This window comes from Microscilla marina ATCC 23134, assembly GCF_000169175.1.
GTDB classification, from domain to species: domain Bacteria; phylum Bacteroidota; class Bacteroidia; order Cytophagales; family Microscillaceae; genus Microscilla; species Microscilla marina.
The window spans coordinates 52,599-71,129 of the sequence record NZ_AAWS01000024.1; the positions used below are offsets into that span (position 1 = coordinate 52,599).

The window sequence follows — 18,531 nt, forward strand, 5'->3', positions numbered from 1 at the left end:
CATTTAAAAAACGGAGGGAATCACTATATTGGTAAATCCAAGTAGAAAGAATTAAAATAAATAGCCAAACTCTAAAAATTATTAGTACTCAGTCAAGACCAAATTTAAGTATATATTTACGGAATAGTGTTGTCTTTCTTCGTTGCGAAAAAATCACGTAGCTCAGGTACTGGCGTGCATTGGAGTTCAAAAAGCGAACTTTACTATTTCACTAAATCTCAATACTTGACCAAGTACTAAACATATTACTACCATAGTTGTACCATTTGACTTGAGTATTTTAGCACATATCATGCATTTATTTTATATCAATTACCGTCTTTTTTTGAAGTTTTGGCTGTTTTTGTTGGTTCTATGGGGAGCATCTCAGACTACCTACGCCCAAACACAGGTGTCAGCCTTTCAATTAGAAAACATCAAGAGTCAAAGCCTTACCCCTTATCTTTATATTTATGAAGATACCACCAATCAAATAGGGTTTAAAAAAGTAGCTTCTGCCCAACTACAGCCTCAGTACCAATTGTTTAAACCTGGGCAAAACCTTCGCCCTGGCAGTACTTATTGGGGGCGGGTAGTGATCCAAAACAAACTCAACTGGGACACTGACTGGTTTCTAAATATAGGAGGAGCAAATTTTATAGAGTGTTATGTACCTGACATTCAACAACAATATTTTGTTAAAAAAAGCGGGAGCCTTCGTCCGGGGAGCGAAACAGACAATATTCCGTTTAAACGAGCGGGAGTGCAAATATCTTTGTTTGGCAACCGACAGGTAGTGCTTTATGTCAAGCTCAAAAGCATAGATTATACGCCCCCTGTGTTTAATCTGGCGCTTGCGGTGCCTATGACTGCCCAAACCCAGTATTATCAAAAAAACACCATACGTAACCTGTTGCAGGGTGTTTTTCAGGGTATTTTATGGATAATGCTTTTGTATCATTTATTTATCTTTATACCCACCCGTGACCGCACCTATCTATTTTACACTTTTTATTTATTAGCCATTGCCATTGCCAATTTATCGGAAGGTGGTTTTCTGACCGATTACTTTCTTGATAACTCACCGTTGGCTGCTTTTTATATAGAAGTGGTGTTTGGCATGACTGTAGAAATTTTTTACTTTTTGTTTAGTCGGTACTTTCTCAATACAAGAAAAACCGCTCCTTTAGTTGATAAAATATTTTCGATTTGGGTTGCCTTACGTTTGGTGTTGTTGGTAGGGGTAGTGGGCATTTTGGCGAGCAGCTTTAATCGTCCGTTGGCTGCCAATATTGTATACTACACCAATGCCTTGGGAGATATATTGTTAATTGTTATTTTGGTTTTACTATACCTTCGCTTGCCCAAAAACAAGGTGCTTTTATTCTTTTTAGCGGGTACCTTATTGTTAAGTTTGTCTACCCTTATTCCTTTTATATTTACTTCGTTGAAAATTCCTGTAATGGTCAACTGGTATGTATTTAGCCTGTTTGGTGTATTTCTAGAGATACTGTTCTTTTCATTGGGTTTGGGGCAACGCATTCGTGTGATAGAAGATGAAAAGCTCCAGGCGCAGGAAGAAGTGATTGAAATGCAAAAAAATGCCAACCGCAAACTGGAAGAGAAAGTAAAAGAACGTACTGCAGAAATAGAGCAACAAAAAGAAGAAATAGAAGCACAAAGAGACAACCTTGCTGAGCTGAACGACCAAATTAGCCGCCAAAATAAAATGGTAGAACTGTCGAACTACGAGTTGAGCGAAAAAAACGAGTTTATTCAGCAGCAAAATACATTGATTGAAAAAGAAAAAGCCAAGTCTGACGAGTTGTTGTTGAATATTTTGCCTGAGCAAACCGCCACCGAGCTCAAAGAAAAAGGCTATGCCACCCCTCAGCATTACGACCTGGTATCAGTATTATTTACCGATTTTAAAGGGTTTACCAAGCTTGCCGAAAAGATTACCCCACAAGAAGTAATCGAAGAACTCAACTATTGCTTTACTGCCTTTGATAAAATTTTGGAGAAGCATAACCTGGAAAAGATAAAAACCATTGGCGATGCTTATATGGCAGCTGGGGGAATTCCCTTGGCCAACCAAACCAACCCGGTAGATGCTGTAAAAGCTGGGCTTGAAATGCAAGCGTTTATGGTACATTGGAAAAAAGACAAAGAAGCTCAAGGGTTGCCCGTGTGGGAGCTTCGCCTGGGTATTCATACCGGGGAAATTATTGCAGGGGTGGTTGGCAAGAAAAAATTTGCTTATGATATTTGGGGCGACACGGTAAACCTGGCGTCAAGAATGGAGTCGGGAGGAGAGGCAGGCAAAGTAAATATATCGGGCGACACCTACGCATTGATCAAAGATCATTTTCAATGTGAGTACCGGGGAAAAATTAATGCCAAAAACAAAGGAAATGTAGATATGTACTTTGTGGAAAAGCCCAAATAGCCCAGGTTGGAACCGTGGCTGACTATGGTACATCAGGTGGTAAAATAAACAAGCCAAGCCTGTTGGGTAAATATAATTTGCCTGGCTTTTGATAGGTTTGATAAATTGAGTGAACCTAATTCATCCCAGGAAAAGAAGTTACTTTTTTTACTTTCAGGTCAGGGAAAGAACTCACTACCTCTACTTTAAAATCGGGAAATGAACTTACCTCTTTCCATTTGCCACACTTATCCGGAAACGAGTCTACAAACTGCACTTTAATGTCAGGAAATGAACTTACATACTGAATTTTAATATCAGGAAACGAAGTTACAAACTTTACTTTACCGTAGAGTTTAATGCCTTTGTAACTACAACTACCTGTTTTGAGCATGTACACCAAGGCTTCCTTGTATTCAGTTTTGGTAAAAGCCTGCCCGCTGGGGCTTATGTATGCTACTTCTTCAATACAGTCTTCCAAGCCACCCTGTCCGTTCATTGTAGAGGTGTTCAAAGAGCTTGTTTGGGCACTTGCCACCGAACACATCAAAAACAACGCAAAAACTCCTGCTAATTTTCTCATATTTAGGTTTTAATTTTTTTAAATACTGATATAATATACGGTACTCACCTTAAGAAAGGGGAAAGCTCTGCTGGTATTCTTTAGGTGTTTTCCCTGTCCAACGTTTAAAAGCCCGCCTAAAAACGCTGGGTTCGGCGTAGCCTAGCATATAAGCCACCTCAGATACATTGAGTTGAGTTTGACGCAGCAAATGCATCGCCCTTTGTTGTTGTATATCATTGGCAATCACCAAAAAAGTATGCCCTTCGTGTTTGAGCTTACGTTGTAGCGACCGTGGTGTAAGATGAAGTGCGTGAGCTACCTGATGCAACGAAGGGAGGTGATTGATAGGTTGGTTTAAAATAACTTGCCTTACCTTTTTTACCCATTCTTGCGGTTTTTTTGTGAGCAAATCCTCCTTGACAAGCTGCTCAAAATGTTCGCGTAGCTGCGCATTGGCAGTAAGTACTGGCTGCTGTAAGTCTTGCCAGGCAAATACTAAACTGTTTTGAGCTTGTTCAAAATATACTTTTTCACAAAGCAATTGCTTATATACTACCACATTTTTATGAAGTGGATAGTTAAAAAAAGCCCGAAGTGGTGCCAAGTGCTTACCTGATAGCAGGCGTAGTAGGGCACAAGTGCGCGTCATGCTGGTTTCTATAGCTTGTTGGGCAGTAGCCGGGTACCTACTTGTCCACTCGTGTATAGGGGTATAATGAATCCAAACCTCGTGTGGTGCCTTTTCCTCGGTTTCATAGTCAAACATTGTAGTATAGGCAGCGTTGTACTCACACATTTTGTTAAACGCGGTGAGCAAATTGGGGCAGCTTTGAATAAGGTAAGCCACCGTACCCGCTACCGATACATTGCTTTTTTGCCCAATGTATAAACCTAAATAAGGGTCTTGGGTGGCTTCCAGTGCCGCCTGCCATACTTGATGCCCGGTTTCCAGGTCTACCCAAGTGTTGTCTTGTTGTAATTCTTTTTGGGTGAGTCCTATGCGCTGACAAAATGTCTGTTGGTTGTGCCCTCGTTCGGTCACAGCAAGCACCAAATCACGAATAATGGTCATCAGGGTGCGGTGTTGGGGCAGGCTTTTGTCGTGCATGGTCTTTTTTTTGTCTTGTTGAGTCACAGGTCTAAATGTTGTTTTCCGCTAATTTTGTACGAATGAATTTAAGAGCTTGTTTAAACTTCACCTAATAGGCACTTTACGTGATTTTTGCCCTCATATATTGTTAAATTTATTTGTAATAGCGCTGCTATTCCCTCAAAATTTAACGCATCTGAGAACAAAGCTCATCGAAAATTACGCTAAATGCGAAAACTTAAACAAGCTCTAACAAACTTAACGCGATATAACAATGACCCTACAAAACTGGTATCAATATGTACACACCACCACTGAGCAAGTCATACAAACGTTGCAACAAGACTGGCAAAACCTTACCACTGAGCAATGGCAACAGTCTCCTGCTGTTCAAAGCTGGAGTATGGCAGAGTGCCTGGAGCACTTGAATATTTACGCTCGTTTTTACCATTCCGAAATCAAACGAGTATTGGCTCAAGCCCCTGCTGCTTACCAAAAGCCCGTGGAGCAAGTACACTCCAACTGGTTGGGTAAGTTTTCAATCAACGGGGTAAAACTCAATGAGGCAGGCGTACCTATAAAAAAAGCCCGTACGGTGAAAAAGTTTGAACCCATCATCAGTCTACAGTCTCCTCAGCATGTTTACCAGGAGTTTTTGCAGCATCAACACACTTTAACCCAGCTCATAACACAAGCCAAACACGTGCATTTAAACAAGCTCAAAACCCGCACTTCTTTGCATCCATTGGTCAAACTTCGTTTGGGAGACTGTATCCATTTTGTGGTGGCACACAACCAACGTCACATGGCACAAGCCCAAAGAGTAGCCATTACTTGTGGTTTTACTACTACTGCTTCGGCAGATTAACTTTTGCTATGCCATTCCTTATTTTGAACTTTGGTAAAATGATCGTTATTTAGGGGGTAAAATGTCCATCAATTGGATTCAAAATCAGATAAACAATTCTTTATAACTTACTTAAGTTACTACTTGTTTGCTTCGTGGTATATTTGGGGCAAACACACACAATGTAGCTTGAGCCAAAAGACAGGAATATGGCATATAACTTATTAAAAGGGAAAAGAGGCATTATTACTGGAGCCTTAGACGAAAACTCAATTGCCTGGAAAGTAGCCCTCAAAGCTAAAGAAGAAGGAGCTTCGTTTATACTTACCAATGCCCCGGTAGCTTTGCGTATGGGTAAAATTAACGAGTTGGCAGAGACTTGTAACACAGAAGTTATTCCGGCAGATGCCACCAAAGTAGAAGACATAGAAGCATTGTATGAGAAGTCGATAGAAGCCTTAGGGGGAAAGCTCGACTTTGTGTTGCATTCTATAGGCATGAGCCCCAATGTGCGCAAAGGACGTGATTATGGAAACCTGCATTATGATTGGTTTTTAAAGAGTTTGGATATTTCGGCTTTGTCATTTCATAAAATGTTGCAAACCGCCGAAAAAATGGATGCTATCAATGAATATGGCTCAGTCGTAGGGCTGTCATACATTGCTGCCCAACGTACTTTTGACACTTACGGAGATATGGCACAGGCAAAAGCAGTGCTGGAGTCTATTGCCCGTAGCTATGGAGCCCGTTATGGTGCCAGCAAAAAGGTACGGGTAAACACCATTTCTCAGTCGCCCACCCAAACTACTGCGGGCACTGGCATAGATGGCTTTGATGCCTTTTATGAGTATGCCAACCAAATGTCGCCACTAGGCAATGCTTCGGCAGAAGATTGTGCCAACTACGTCATTTCATTGTTTTCTGACCTTACCCGCATGGTCACTATGCAAAACTTGTTTCATGATGGTGGATTTTCTGCTTCTGGAATCACCGATGGCATCATTGACAAAATGAGTAAATAAACCTGAGTACTGAATTAAGGGAAAGGTTTATTAAAGTCAATACTCCGCAATTTTTGTGTAGCCTTGTAGTGATATAAGCGTGTTGAGTAAGAAAACTCAATACGCTTTTTTTATGTAAAACTTACACAAAATTAAGTACAAATGCTTCATTATCAGTTTATTAAAACGTGCTTTGTCCGATGTCTTCTAAAATCCTTAGCGTTCGTTTCCAATATCTTGTATCTTAGTAGCTATACATTACGTTATTTCGATTGAATTTCTTCAGCTTGGCACCTAGTTTTTATATTGATATTATTGAAGGTAAACCTACACAACATTGCTTAGACAAAGTTTGCTATGAGTTTAGAAAAGTATACTGGAACGTGGAGCACCCAAACGGCTGCTCACCTACTTCGCAGAGCCTCTGTTTTTCCCACTCGACAAGAGGTAAAAACCTACCTTGATCTTGGGTCGGTAGATGCTGCTGTTGATCAATTGCTTGGTCAGATGGGACAAAGTACTCCTACTCACCCTGCCCCCCCGCTCGACCCCTCAGGAAACGACATGGGGTTAGATCAAGTCTATACGGTCGATCAAGATTCACCGCCTCCCACCTCTAACGACAAACGTCGGGAATATGTGATTTCCTGGTGGGTGCGTCGTATGCTAGACCCCAACATTCAACAAACAGTGATAGAAAAAATCACCCTGTGGTTGCATGTACACTTTACCACCATTATCTCCAATAATGGAATGGCCTTCCCATTTTTATACCATCAAAACAAACTCTATCGCAGTTGTGCCTTTGGGCAATATAACCTCAAAGAGTTTTCGGTGAGAATGTCAAAAGATGCAGCCATGCTGTTATTCTTAGATGGAGGGTTGAACACCAAAACCAGGGTAAACGAAAATTTTGGGCGAGAGCTGCTTGAACTGTACACTATAGGCAAAGGACCTCAAATAGCTGAGGGTGACTATACTACTTATACCGAAGATGATGTCATTACTGCAGCAAGAGTACTTACCGGGTTTAGGCATACTTATCTCGAACCTACCGAACGTGGTGCTTTGCCCCCTTTTACAGAGTTTAGAGATGGAGTGCACGACACCAACAACAAAACATTCAGTGATAAGTTTAATAACCAAACTATTACAGGTAGGAGTGGTGCCGATGGTATCAATGAGTTGGACGACATGATTGATATGATTTTTTCGCAAAGTGCCACCGCCACTTATTTGTGTCGCTCTTTGTATCGTTTCTTTGTATACCCAAAAATCAGCGAAAGCGTAGAGCAAAACATCATTCCTCAAATGGCATCGGTAATGACTGCCAATAACTTTGCCCTTAAGCCAGTATTAGATAATTTGCTTAAAAGTGCTCATTTTTATGAAGTAGCAAGCTCGGTAGGAGCCATCATTAAAAGCCCGGTAGACTTTATCATAGGTACTGTACGTCACTTTGGGCAAAACCTGGGTGCTGCCAATACTTTTGAAAATTACAGCTTTATTAACAAGTTGCGCCGCTATTGCGAAGAGATCCAGCAAAAGCTCTACGACCCACCCGAAGTAGCCGGATGGAAAGCATATCATCAGTCCCCCATTTATCATGAGGACTGGATCACTACCTTGACTTTACCATTGAGGTTTTGTTACTCTGACGAACTGTCCAAAGGAGTGAGCGTGCAAATTTTTGACAATACCAATACCGAAACTGGTACACAAACCCTGAAGCTCGATGCGGTAACCTATATTCAAAATGGAGTAACTAATGGTAATATCACGAATGTGACCAATGCCGCTACCCTTGTACAAGAGCTCTGTGATTATTTGTTTCCGGTCAAGTTAAGCAGCGAACAACTAACTGCATTGAGTAGTGCCTTAGGGAGCGATTGGGGTACGGTATGGCAAAACGATCAGGCTACAGCTGCTACTCGTTTAGAAACTATGCTGGTTACCTTGTTTCGTCTGGAAGAATACCACTTGTACTAAACTCCTGCTAAATTTTGATTTAAAATACTCTACACATACACAATATGAGACGAAGACGCTTTATAAAAACAATGGCGGGAGCTTCTGCCTTTATAGGTAGTATGCCTGCCCACGGTCTGGGTCTGTCAAATTACCTTACCACATTAGCTGCCCAGGGTACCAAAGAAGATCGAATACTTGTAGTGGTCTTCTTGTCGGGAGGCAACGATGGACTCAATACCATTGTGCCCATGGACCAATATGCCCAATACTATAACTATAGAAGTAACCTTGCCTTGCCCGAAAAAAAACTGTGGGGGCTTACCAGTCGCACTGGGTTGCACCCTGTCATGCGCGATACCAAAGAAATGTATGACGAAGGGCGAGTGACGATTATTCAGAATGTAGGCTATCCCGATATGTCGTTATCACATTTCAAAGGGCGTGACTTGTGGCTTACTGCCGGAGATCCTTCCAACCCTACTGGATCGGGCTGGATGGGGCGTTACCTGAATGATGCGTTTCCAGACTATCCTTTGGCTTATCCCACCGATCAAATGCCTGATCCACTGGCCATTGAAATAGGCGCTCAGTCTTCTATTGGTTTTAGCCGCAACGAAGGCATTACTACCAGCATTGCTTTTCGTACGCCTGACTCATTTTTTGACCTGGTAAACAAAGGCACTCGTTCTACTTTGGCTTCCAACCTTGACATCAACACCAATTACGGTAAAAGTTTGACTTACCTGAAGCAAATGAACGAAAAGGCGCATCAATATGCTGCCAGGGTGAAAGAAGTGTATGACAAAGGTAATAATACAATAGACTATCGTTTGCAGTTTCCGGGTAATGCTCCCATCGGCGTAAACAAAAACAATGGATTGGCTCGGCAACTCCAAATTATTGCCCGATTGATTGCAGGAGGTTCTAAAACCCGCGTATTTATGGTACAATTGGGTGGGTTCGACACACATAGCCAACAGGTAGAAATAGGGGCTACTGATACAGGAAGACACGCCGTATTGCTTTCTCATCTCTCTACGGCGATGCGCGACTTTTTCACCGACTTAAGAAATTTAAAACAAGATGATCGTGTACTGGGCATGACGGTGTCAGAGTTTGGGCGGAGGGTTCGTTCCAATGGTAGTTATGGTTCTGATCATGGCACAGCTGCTCCTATGTTTATTTTTGGCAATGGTGCCGAAGGGGGAGTGATTGGGGACAATGCCAACCTGAATAATCTGAATAGGGGGGGGAACTTAAGTGTACAATATGACTATCGCCAGGTGTATACTTCGGTATTGAAAGATTGGTTTTCGGTGAATGATGCGCAGTTGGAAGACCACTTGCTTAAAAAGTATGACCCGATTACTGGCACCAATGGACAAGAACAGCCCATTATCAACCAAGCTTTTAAAGGAAGTGCCACCGAAAACCTGCCTAAATTTTACTTGTACCAAAATACACCCAACCCGGTCATTAATTTTACCACCATTAGGTTTTACTTGGTAGATGATATTGCGATGAGGTTATCTGTTATAGATCGTAAAGGATCGTTGATTCAGATATTGGTAGACAATAAAAATCATCCGAAAGGTAATTTTAGGGTACAGTTTGATGCTTCGCGACTAGTGCCAGGCGTATACTTTTATCGCATAGAAGCAGGAGGAAAAGTGGAGACCAAAAAAATGTTGGTGGTAAAGTAGGCAGCAAAATAGATCTAATTTTTTTAATCAATAAAAAACGGATGCTCTGTTAAGGGCGTCCGTTTTTTGATGTATATTTTCTTTTAAAGAACAGGTAGGGCTAAAAGTATTGCTTGCCTTTTCGGTCAATAAACCCTTTTTTGCCACCAATGTTAATTTCTGCTACGCCTTCTTTAAAACTTTTTACTCTTGAGTATTTAAAAGGAATGATTACTTTTCCTCTATGGTTTACGAACCCCCACTTGCCTCGCAACCTTACTGCGGCCAAGCCTTCACTAAAGTTTTGGGCTTTGTCAAACTTCAATGGAATTCTTACTCGCCCCACTTTGTTTACATATCCCCATTTACCATTGTAGTTTACGGCAGCAAGTTCTTCGCTAAAGTCATTGGCATCACGGTATTTCAACGCTACCATTTCACGACCTCTGCGATCAATCCAACCTTCTCTACCGTTTAACCTTACTCTAATGATACCATCTTTGAAAGTACCATAACTATGCGATGACTCATCATACTTGTATGGAATTACTTCGCGGTTTTTCTTATTAATAAAACCCCATTTACCATTTTTATTTACTTTTGCCAAGCCTTCGCTAAAGTCATAAGCAAGTTCAAATTGCATCGGAATTACAACAATGCCGTTTTTGTTGATATAGCCCCATTTACCATTGTGGTAAACCAGTGCTAGTCCTTCGTTAAAGTCGTAAACATTTTCGTATTTAAAGCCTATCACTAATTTGCCTCGCTTGTCAACAAAACCCATCTTAGCCTGGTCATTTACAATCTTACCTACAGCAGCAAGTCCTTCATTAAAGCTACTGGCTCCGTCATAAACAGTGGGTACAACCAGTTGCCCTCTTTTGTTTACAAAACCTAGTTTTCCGTTGAGCCCAATGGCAGCAAGCCCTTCGCTAAAGTCATAGACAAAATCATATTTGATAGGCACTACTACTTTGCCTCGTTTATCAATAAAGCCCCACTTAAGGTTAGACTCTACCATCGCAACATTGCCTTTAAAATCATTGACCCGGTCGTACCTTGGGGGAATAGTAACCCTCCCTTGTTTATTGACAAAACCCCATTTTTTACCTTTTCTGATTCTGCCCATTCCACCTACTAAAGGAAGCGCCTCTGAATATTGAGGTTTTACTCTTAGTCTTTTGTTGGTATCAGCATACCCCCATAGGGAGTCTTTTCGGAAAGGAATTAATGAGGGTTTGATAACCACAAAAAGAGGTTTTTTCTTTTTGGTGGTATCTTTTTTGGCCGGGTTTTTCGTGTTTTTTTGCGCAAACCCATTTTCTGCGGTTAGTGTGCATGCAAATGATGCTACTAGTATACAAATGAACGCTTTTCTAATTTTACTCATCATGACATCTTAAGTCTTGCGAAATGCCTACTCTTAGAAAAATACAATTAATGTGTTTTCTATAGTAAAAAATCGTGCCATTGCTTTATTTTTTGACACACCTGTGTATTAAAAATACAATAATACAAATACAAATTGAGCTTTTCAATAATCTACATACTCCGTACCATTTTTATCTATATAAATCCATTCGTTTTTATATTTTACTTTGGCAAGTCCATATTTAAAACCATTGACAAACTCGTATTTAATAGAAATTACTTCTTCTCCTTTTTTGTTGATAAATCCCCACTTTCCCTGCATCTTCACCCTAATCAAACCATTGCGGGGTACATCTGCTCTGTCGTACTTTTGAGGAATCACCATATTTCCTTTGTTGTTGATAAACCCCCACTTTCCTCCATTTTTCACACCTGCCAACCCTTCATAAAAGCTAGAGGCTTTTTCATACTTAAAGGGTATGATTGTGTCGCCACGTTTATCTATAAAACCCCAAAATGCCGCGTTTTTTACTCTGGCCAATCCTTCACGAAAGCTGACTACTCCCATATACTTAGGCTTAATTAGCCAACCTTGTTTATCTACAAAGCCCGAATATCCTCGTTTTTCTATTCTTGCCAGGCCCTCGCGAAAACTTACTGCAGCATCAAATTGATAGTTGATGACAAGCTCTCCCTCGGTATTGATAAACCCGTAGAGATTTTCATATTTTACCAACGCCAACCCTTCACTAAAATTGCTTACATCTTTGTACTTTGTCGGAATCACGATATTACCTTGCCTATTGATAAACCCCCAAAAACCTCTGATTTGTACGCCTGTATACTTTTTGCCAAAAGGGTGTACATAGTCATACTCAGGCTTGATGACGAGTTTACCTTCGTAGTTAATAAACCCGTACTTGCCATTGTACTTAACAATTGCCAAGCCATTTCTAAATCCCGCGACATAGTCATACATCAACGCTGTCACGGGCTTGCCTGTATTGTCTATCACTCCCCATCCATTACCGCGCCTCACTATAGCCCGTTTATTGTCAAAGTTTGTGGCATAATCGTATTTTATATCATTGATAAACCGTTGCCTCTTATCAATGAACCGGTATTTACCATCAATTTTTACCCGGGCTACTCCGTCATTAAATGGGTCTACTTGATCGTATTGAAGCGAAATAACCATTTTTTTTAAACTATCAGAAAAGCCCCACTTTTTGGTGTGTCTGTATTCGTGTTTCCGGTAAGGATAATAAGTTTGACTAAAGCCCTGACAAATGATTGCTGCTTGAAAAAGTAACATGTATAAAAGCCTGCTACTGTATTTTTTGTACTGCATTAATTTGAATGTTTAATAAATTTTGTTCGATTATATGGAGTTACATCACCCATTTTTGTTATGCTGAGATCTTGTTTGCAAAATATACAACATGTTTTGTCTTTAAGACACATATTCGACCTTGTTAGTTGCAATTATTACAAGAGGTAATGGTTTGTAAGTAAGTATTTTAGCCGAGGAGCACCTAGTGGGTAAATATCTGGTGTGTATTCAAGATAAAAGATTGAAAATACCTCACCCTGACCAACGCTTTATTCATCAGTAAAACGGAGGAAATAAAGTGTTCTAAAAAAATAAAAAAACTTGTTTGGCGAATGGTGATATGGTGGGAATAATCCTGTTGTATAGTTAAATCCTGAAATAATCTAATATTCAAAGTTACGCTTAGTAAAGTCAATGAAAGACACCTTGACCGACAATACAGTTTTCTATGTTAAAACCAGACAGTTCTACTCGGTAGTTTTCGGTCATTGCTTCCAGCGCGGTCTGTGAGTATTATAGGGTTTATCGGCCACAAATACCCTTGTAGGCACAATACACGCAAGTGTTAATATCTGGAGTGCGTTCTATAGGTTGGGTTTCGTCTGCCATATTATGAATAATCTCTTGCAAATATATTTCTGACTTGTGCACATATTCGTGTAGGGTTTCAGAAAACAATTCCTGATCTTTTACACTACTTTTGAGCTCTAGCAGTCCTTCTTTGAGGTTACGCAAACTATAGATACCTGCACTGATAGGTTCCTTTTCGGTAAGCTTGTGTTCGCCAATGTAATACTCTCCCTTTTCTATAATTAGCTTAGACAAAATATATTTATACAACCAAAGCTGCCTTACTTTGTCGGCTTTGGTGTCCGATACCAAGCGCTCCAGGTCATCATTGCTTAGCTTTACATCCTTCTTTTCTACCAACCCTGTTTTATAGTCAATAATACGTACCTTTTCGCCAATTTTGTCTATACGGTCAGTAATCCCCTTGATCTTTACCTCTGTCACTTGCCCATTTACCTCCGCCTCAAACTGGGCAGATAGTACCGGGCTAAAAGCTTCTTGAGGGTCAGTCCAACGGTTTTTGTTTTCCAGGCTCAAAATTTCAAACGGCGCCCCATTTTCTTTAGCTTCTTTTGCCTGATTTTTCAGAAAGTTAGTCACAAAGTTGGTGGCAAGCTTTTTAGTGATGAAATTCTCACCAGTTTGCAGGTAGTTGGCGTACTCTTCTTGCAAAAACTTTTCATTTACCCGGTTTTGTACTTCGGGCAGTTCGGCTTCTATATGCGGGGCTTCTATTTCTTTGTGTTTTGCCGACAGTTCCCGGTAAATATCTTCTAGTATTTCGTGTACAATGCTTCCAAACTTATCTGCTCCCAGGCTTTCTTCTACTACAATTGAGTTACCTATTTCGGCAATCTGGTTAAAATAATACTTAAGCGAACAACTAATGAATGCGTTGATATGCCACGGTGATAAACCTTCTTTGAACTTTTGCATCAGTTTGTCCATTACCTGGGTGTTTTTCTGAATGACCAGCCCCTGCTCTTCGTATTCGTCAGATTTGCGAAAGCGCCCCACTTGATTTTTTACTTTTATCTCAGGGTTGTACTGCGACAAGTCGTGTTGAAGCTGAAGCAATAAACGGCTTTTTTCATAGCCTCCATAGGTATCAGAAGGTGACACGTGTAAAATGGCTACTTTTTTGGCACGCTGTAGCAAACGGTAAAAATGATAACTCAACATAGCCTCCTGGTCTACATAAGTAGGCAGTCCATAGCTTTGCGAAATATCAAAGGGGATGAAAGAATTACTTTTTTTGCCTTTGGGCAAGATCGTTTCATTGACCGATAACAAAATCACGTTGTCAAAATCAATGTTACGGGTTTCTACCAGACTCAATACTTGCAAGCTGGTAGATTTTTCGCTGTCGAAAGCTACCTTAGCTTCGCGAAACGCCTGGTAAAGAAAAATTTTGAAGGTATGAATACTGATAAAGCCACGACGGGTACGAATAAAAAACTTTAAGTCATTTAAAATCTCTCGAAACTGTTCGGCATACTTAATTTCAAACTGGTTGGTTTCAAAGTTGAGAAGTTCCATCAATTGCTCAAAACAAGCAATGGCATCAAGGGCGTTTTTCCAACTGCTAAACAAAATCTCAAATAGCTGACGAAAGGCAGGGGCTTGTTGGTGAATGCGGGCAAGCTCATCGTCGGTTTTATCTTCTTTAAACAAAGGCGTTTCTGTAAAGTCGAGCAGTGCTGCCTGTGATAAAAAAATCTGGTTATTTTTATTAATAAAACGCACCACCTCCTGAATAAAACCAGGGCGGGTTTCACCTTCTGTAGTAATTTCTGCTTCAACCTTGCGCTCAAACTGCCGGATAAAAGGGTGATTTAACAACTTAATAATGCTTCGGTAGCTAAACTTAGAGACCTTTTCGGGTTTCTTGTCATCAGTTGCGGTTTGGTCTTTTTCTTCCTCTTCTTTTTCTTCTTCCTGCTCAAGCACCACCCTTATTTTGGTTTGGTTTTGCTCAAACAATGCGTCTACCAGGTTAAACAAAGCCGAATTGCGCAAAGCAAGCCCCATTGTAATATTCATTCCAGCATATTCTTTACTCAATGAATGAATCAATGGGACCAATATATTTTCGTCCGACAGCACAATGGCGGTATCACTTCCGCCTGTTCCTTGTCCGTTTGTATTGGCTTTGAGCGGGTTAATTGCCCAGTTTTCTAACAGCTGATTGGTAGCCCTGCCTTGCAAACTGGCATTGGCCACACTTATTACTTGTACCTCTTTTTTAGTTTCCTGCAAGTGGTTTCCCTGAAAGTTCCAGGCATCGCCCGCCCAGTCTTTTTTATATTGCTTGAGAAACATTCCCGCCTTATTCTCAATGCCTTCGCGCATGTAATAATCATCGGTATCCCAGAATACCTCTGCTTTGCCTTTTTTTACCAATTGTTTAAAAATACTTTCTTCAGACTTAGTCAAAGCATTGAACCCTATAAACACAAATTGATTGTACTTGTCAGGTTGTATAAGCAACTCGTCTATCTCATTGGCCAGCTTGCGGTAAAGCATGCCCATGTATGCCTGTCCATTAGAAGTGAGTCTTTCCTGAAACTGCGTATAAGTCTCTTGCAGGTTTTCCCATAGTTTAAAATAACGCGATATTTTGGTAGTTATCTGTTGTTCGCCCAGGTTCCAGCGCTCAATGTTTTTAATGTCGCTCAGGTTGCTAAACAATTTTTTTGCATCTACCAGATTACGGTCAATTTGTTCAAAGTCTTTCAGCAGTACATACCCCCAACTAGTAAATTTTTCCAGCTTAATTTCAGGGTCAATTTTACGGAAAACATCGTACAACTCCAGCAACAGCACAATGGCACTCGATGTATCGGTTTGGGTAGTTTCAGTTACAAAATCGTCTATGGTTAGAATGGTAGGAAAATCTTCTGCGTCGACTTTTTGAGCAACCATAAAGTGACGCAATACATGGCAACTTCTACGGGTAGGCATTACCACACAAAGCCCTTTTAGCCCCTCGGTACCGTGGTGGTCAATCAGCTGAGTAATGCATTGATGTAGAAAAGCCTGCATATTTATTTTTACTTTTTATATTGGTGTCAGTCCTAAGTCAATAGTCCATAGTATTTAGTCCGTAGTCCATAGCGGATTCGAGTAAATGTTTACCCTATTAATCATTGTAAACCAATGGCGTATATTAAATTTGTTTACTTGCTTTATTTTTCAAAGGGTTTCAGTTTTACGTCTAAATTAAATAGTTTTTAAACTTATAACCATTTGATAACCGAGCCTCTGGTGAGCTCACCGAAGGTAATCAGTAATCAACTTTGACTAAAATCACTGCGGAGTATTGTAAGTAAAACGGAAAAAATAAAGTAATCCAACTGGATCAGGTTATTTTTGTAGGTTTACTAAAAAGTAAATTTAGCAAAACTTTTCCACAAGCATACCACCCCCTCAACTAATTGTTGTACCATTGGCAGTAGGTTGCTTTTTTAAGGTATCTTTTCTTGGCGTATTTTGATGGGCGGTTAACAAAAAAAATGCCCAACCCCGTTCTGGTGGGTCAGGCATGTTTGTTAAAAATAAGCATTATGCAGATAATGGACTCTTCAATAGACTACTTATGAAGCTGTAAGGGGAGGGTTCGAACCTCCACGAAGCGGTTAGTCCCTGCTGGAATTTGTCCCTTTGTCTTCACCCCCGAGACGGGAGGGCATGTCTGCCAATTTCATCACCTTACAGTGTGTATTATATAAATATTTATGTCCCCAATAGCCAAACTATTGGAGAAGCATAAGCAAGTAACTGATTGTAGGATAACTCACATATATATAATCAAAAAAGCTGTAAGGGGAGGGTTCGAACCTCCACGGAGCGGTTAGTCCCTGCTGGAATTTATCCCTTCAGAATACCTTTCATATTTTGCCTGACACAAAAATTGAAAAGTACTCATTTCTCCACCCCCGAGACGGGAGGGCATGTCTGCCAATTTCATCACCTTACAGTGTGTTTGTTATTTACCCCTCTTTTGGGGTAAACTTGTTGCACCGATATGCATCGGTATCTAATGACTTGAAGCTATTGAAAAAGCTGTAAGGGGAGGGTTCGAACCTCCACGGAGCGGTTAGTCCCTGCTGGAATTTATCCCTTCAGAATACCTTTCATATTTTGCCTGACACAAAAATTGAAAAGTACTCATTTCTCCACCCCCGAGACGGGAGGGCATGTCTGCCAATTTCATCACCTTACAGTGTGTTTGTTATTTACCCCTCTTTTGGGGTAAACTTGTCGCTTGAAGCTTCCTACTTGAAGCTATTGAAAAAGCTGTAAGGGGAGGGTTCGAACCTCCACGGAGCGGTTAGTCCCTGCTGGAATTTATCCCTTCAGAATACTATTCATGTTTTGCCTACCACAAAAGTTGAAAAGTACTCGTTTCTCCACCCCCGAGACGGGAGGGCATGTCTGCCAATTTCATCACCTTACAGTGTGTTTGTTATTTACCCCTCTTTTGAGGTAAACTTGTTGCTTGAAGCCGTTTAAAAAGCTGTAAGGGGAGGGTTCGAACCTCCACGGAGCGGTTAGTCCCTGCTGGAATTTATCCCTTCAGAATACCTTTCATGTTTTGCCTGACACAAAAATTGAAAAGTACTCATTTCTCCACCCCCGAGACGGGAGGGCATGTCTGCCAATTTCATCACCTTACAGTGTGTTTGTTATTACCCCTCTTTTGGGGTAAACTTGTCGCTTGAAGCTTCCTACTTGAAGCCATTTAAAAAGCTGTAAGGGGAGGGTTCGAACCTCCACGAAGCGGTTAGTCCCTGCTGGAATTTGTCCCTTTGTCTTCACCCCCGAGACGGGAGGGCATGTCTGCCAATTTCATCACCTTACAGTGTGTGTGTACTTATTCCAAAAACTTTGATACTTACAACTTTTCAACATTTTTTACACATAATTTGTATCACATAGGTCTTGGCGTTGTTGTCTTATTCGCGTCATTCCTGACAAATCAGGGGGATGATTTTTAACACCATATTTCTACTTAGGTGTAAGTTGTAAGTATGTCAAGTTTTTGGTCTGTCATTTATCTTTATTGACATTACAAAGATAGGGGAAAAAGATTTTATATTCCAAATGTCTTAATAAAATTGATTTATTTTTACGTTATCCTTAATTTTATGAATTAATTATGTAGAAAGTCTTAATATTGGTAAAAATAATGGCTAAAAATTTAGAAATCGATAATGTAGATCGGCAGATATTGGCCTTGCTTACGCAGGATGCTACCATGGCATTTACCGAAATAGCCAAAAAGGTGTTTGTGTCAGATGCTACAGTGCATGTGCGCATGCGCAAAATGCGGGAGATGGGAATTATCAAGGGGTCACAATTGATGATTGACTATGCCAAGCTAGGTTGGGACATTACTGCCTTTCTGGGGATTTATCTGGACAAGAGTTCCTTGTATGAAGATGCAGCCAAACAGTTGCAAAAAATCCCCGAAGTAGTAGAGATGCACTACACCACGGGGATCTATAGCGTTTTTGTAAAAATACGTTGTCGAGACACCAAGCATTTACGCGAGGTGCTACACGATAAAATACAGAAAGTCACTGGCATTCAACGTACCGAAACCTTTATATCGCTTGAAGAGTCTATGCAAGAGGTACAGCAGTTGATCATTCCTTGACAGAGTTTGTTTTTTATTGTACACTTAGCAAA

At 40.6% G+C, this 18,531-nt stretch carries 11 protein-coding genes; 6 read left to right on the top strand and 5 right to left on the bottom strand.

Annotated features, from left to right (window positions below; translation table 11 throughout):
* Positions 1–292 precede the first annotated feature (292 nt).
* On the top strand, positions 293–2,428 hold the full coding sequence (locus tag M23134_RS38600; protein WP_002699703.1) for an adenylate/guanylate cyclase domain-containing protein: 2,136 nt from the start codon (positions 293–295) through the stop codon (positions 2,426–2,428).
* A 115-nt stretch (positions 2,429–2,543) separates the two neighbouring features.
* Here the strand turns inward: M23134_RS38600 and M23134_RS41835 are convergent, their stop codons facing one another.
* A complete protein-coding gene (locus M23134_RS41835; protein WP_002699705.1) occupies positions 2,544–2,990 on the bottom strand; it encodes a hypothetical protein in 447 nt (148 codons plus the stop codon).
* Between the two features lie 49 nt (positions 2,991–3,039).
* A complete protein-coding gene (locus tag M23134_RS38605) occupies positions 3,040–4,107 on the bottom strand; it encodes an AraC family transcriptional regulator (protein ID WP_002699706.1) in 1,068 nt (355 codons plus the stop codon).
* 229 nt (positions 4,108–4,336) lie between these two features.
* Here M23134_RS38605 and M23134_RS21105 point away from each other — a divergent pair, with 229 nt between their 5' ends.
* The 4 genes from M23134_RS21105 (at position 4,337) to M23134_RS21120 (ending at position 9,584) form a co-directional block, all read left to right on the top strand.
* Positions 4,337–4,930 (top strand): DinB family protein, encoded by a 594-nt coding sequence (locus M23134_RS21105; protein WP_002699707.1) that lies wholly within the window; start codon positions 4,337–4,339, stop codon positions 4,928–4,930.
* Positions 4,931–5,118: 188 nt separating this feature from the next.
* On the top strand, positions 5,119–5,931 hold the full coding sequence (locus M23134_RS21110; protein WP_002699708.1) for an enoyl-ACP reductase FabI: 813 nt from the start codon (positions 5,119–5,121) through the stop codon (positions 5,929–5,931).
* Positions 5,932–6,267: 336 nt separating this feature from the next.
* Positions 6,268–7,899, top strand: coding sequence for a DUF1800 domain-containing protein (locus M23134_RS21115; RefSeq protein ID WP_002699711.1), 1,632 nt, complete (start codon positions 6,268–6,270; stop codon positions 7,897–7,899).
* 44 nt (positions 7,900–7,943) lie between these two features.
* Positions 7,944–9,584: a DUF1501 domain-containing protein gene (locus M23134_RS21120; RefSeq protein WP_045114029.1), complete on the top strand. Its 1,641-nt coding sequence runs from the start codon at positions 7,944–7,946 to the stop codon at positions 9,582–9,584.
* A 100-nt stretch (positions 9,585–9,684) separates the two neighbouring features.
* On the opposite strand, the gene M23134_RS21125 is transcribed toward M23134_RS21120, so the two are convergent.
* The 3 genes from M23134_RS21125 to M23134_RS21135 all read right to left on the bottom strand — a co-directional run bounded on the left by M23134_RS21125 (position 9,685) and on the right by M23134_RS21135 (position 15,882).
* Positions 9,685–10,956 (bottom strand): WG repeat-containing protein, encoded by a 1,272-nt coding sequence (locus tag M23134_RS21125; protein ID WP_002699715.1) that lies wholly within the window; start codon positions 10,954–10,956, stop codon positions 9,685–9,687.
* 141 nt (positions 10,957–11,097) lie between these two features.
* Positions 11,098–12,249: a WG repeat-containing protein gene (locus M23134_RS21130; protein WP_198145067.1), complete on the bottom strand. Its 1,152-nt coding sequence runs from the start codon at positions 12,247–12,249 to the stop codon at positions 11,098–11,100.
* Positions 12,250–12,789: 540 nt separating this feature from the next.
* Positions 12,790–15,882: a PD-(D/E)XK nuclease family protein gene (locus tag M23134_RS21135; RefSeq protein WP_002699723.1), complete on the bottom strand. Its 3,093-nt coding sequence runs from the start codon at positions 15,880–15,882 to the stop codon at positions 12,790–12,792.
* 2,146 nt (positions 15,883–18,028) lie between these two features.
* On the opposite strand from M23134_RS21135, the gene M23134_RS21140 reads away from it, so the two are divergent.
* Positions 18,029–18,499: an Lrp/AsnC ligand binding domain-containing protein gene (locus M23134_RS21140; protein ID WP_002699730.1), complete on the top strand. Its 471-nt coding sequence runs from the start codon at positions 18,029–18,031 to the stop codon at positions 18,497–18,499.
* Positions 18,500–18,531: the final 32 nt, after the last annotated feature.

Excerpts from the sequence above, each read along its gene's own strand:
- M23134_RS38600 (WP_002699703.1), top strand. The coding sequence starts at position 293 with ATGCATTTATTTTATATCAATTACCGTCTTTTTTTGAAGTTTTGGCTG.
- M23134_RS41835 (WP_002699705.1), bottom strand. The coding sequence starts at position 2,990 with ATGAGAAAATTAGCAGGAGTTTTTGCGTTGTTTTTGATGTGTTCGGTG.
- M23134_RS21105 (WP_002699707.1), top strand. The coding sequence starts at position 4,337 with ATGACCCTACAAAACTGGTATCAATATGTACACACCACCACTGAGCAA.
- M23134_RS21110 (WP_002699708.1), top strand. The coding sequence starts at position 5,119 with ATGGCATATAACTTATTAAAAGGGAAAAGAGGCATTATTACTGGAGCC.
- M23134_RS21115 (WP_002699711.1), top strand. The coding sequence starts at position 6,268 with ATGAGTTTAGAAAAGTATACTGGAACGTGGAGCACCCAAACGGCTGCT.
- M23134_RS21120 (WP_045114029.1), top strand. The coding sequence starts at position 7,944 with ATGAGACGAAGACGCTTTATAAAAACAATGGCGGGAGCTTCTGCCTTT.
- M23134_RS21125 (WP_002699715.1), bottom strand. The coding sequence starts at position 10,956 with ATGATGAGTAAAATTAGAAAAGCGTTCATTTGTATACTAGTAGCATCA.
- M23134_RS21130 (WP_198145067.1), bottom strand. The coding sequence starts at position 12,249 with ATGTTACTTTTTCAAGCAGCAATCATTTGTCAGGGCTTTAGTCAAACT.
- M23134_RS21135 (WP_002699723.1), bottom strand. The coding sequence starts at position 15,882 with ATGCAGGCTTTTCTACATCAATGCATTACTCAGCTGATTGACCACCAC.
- M23134_RS21140 (WP_002699730.1), top strand. The coding sequence starts at position 18,029 with ATGGCTAAAAATTTAGAAATCGATAATGTAGATCGGCAGATATTGGCC.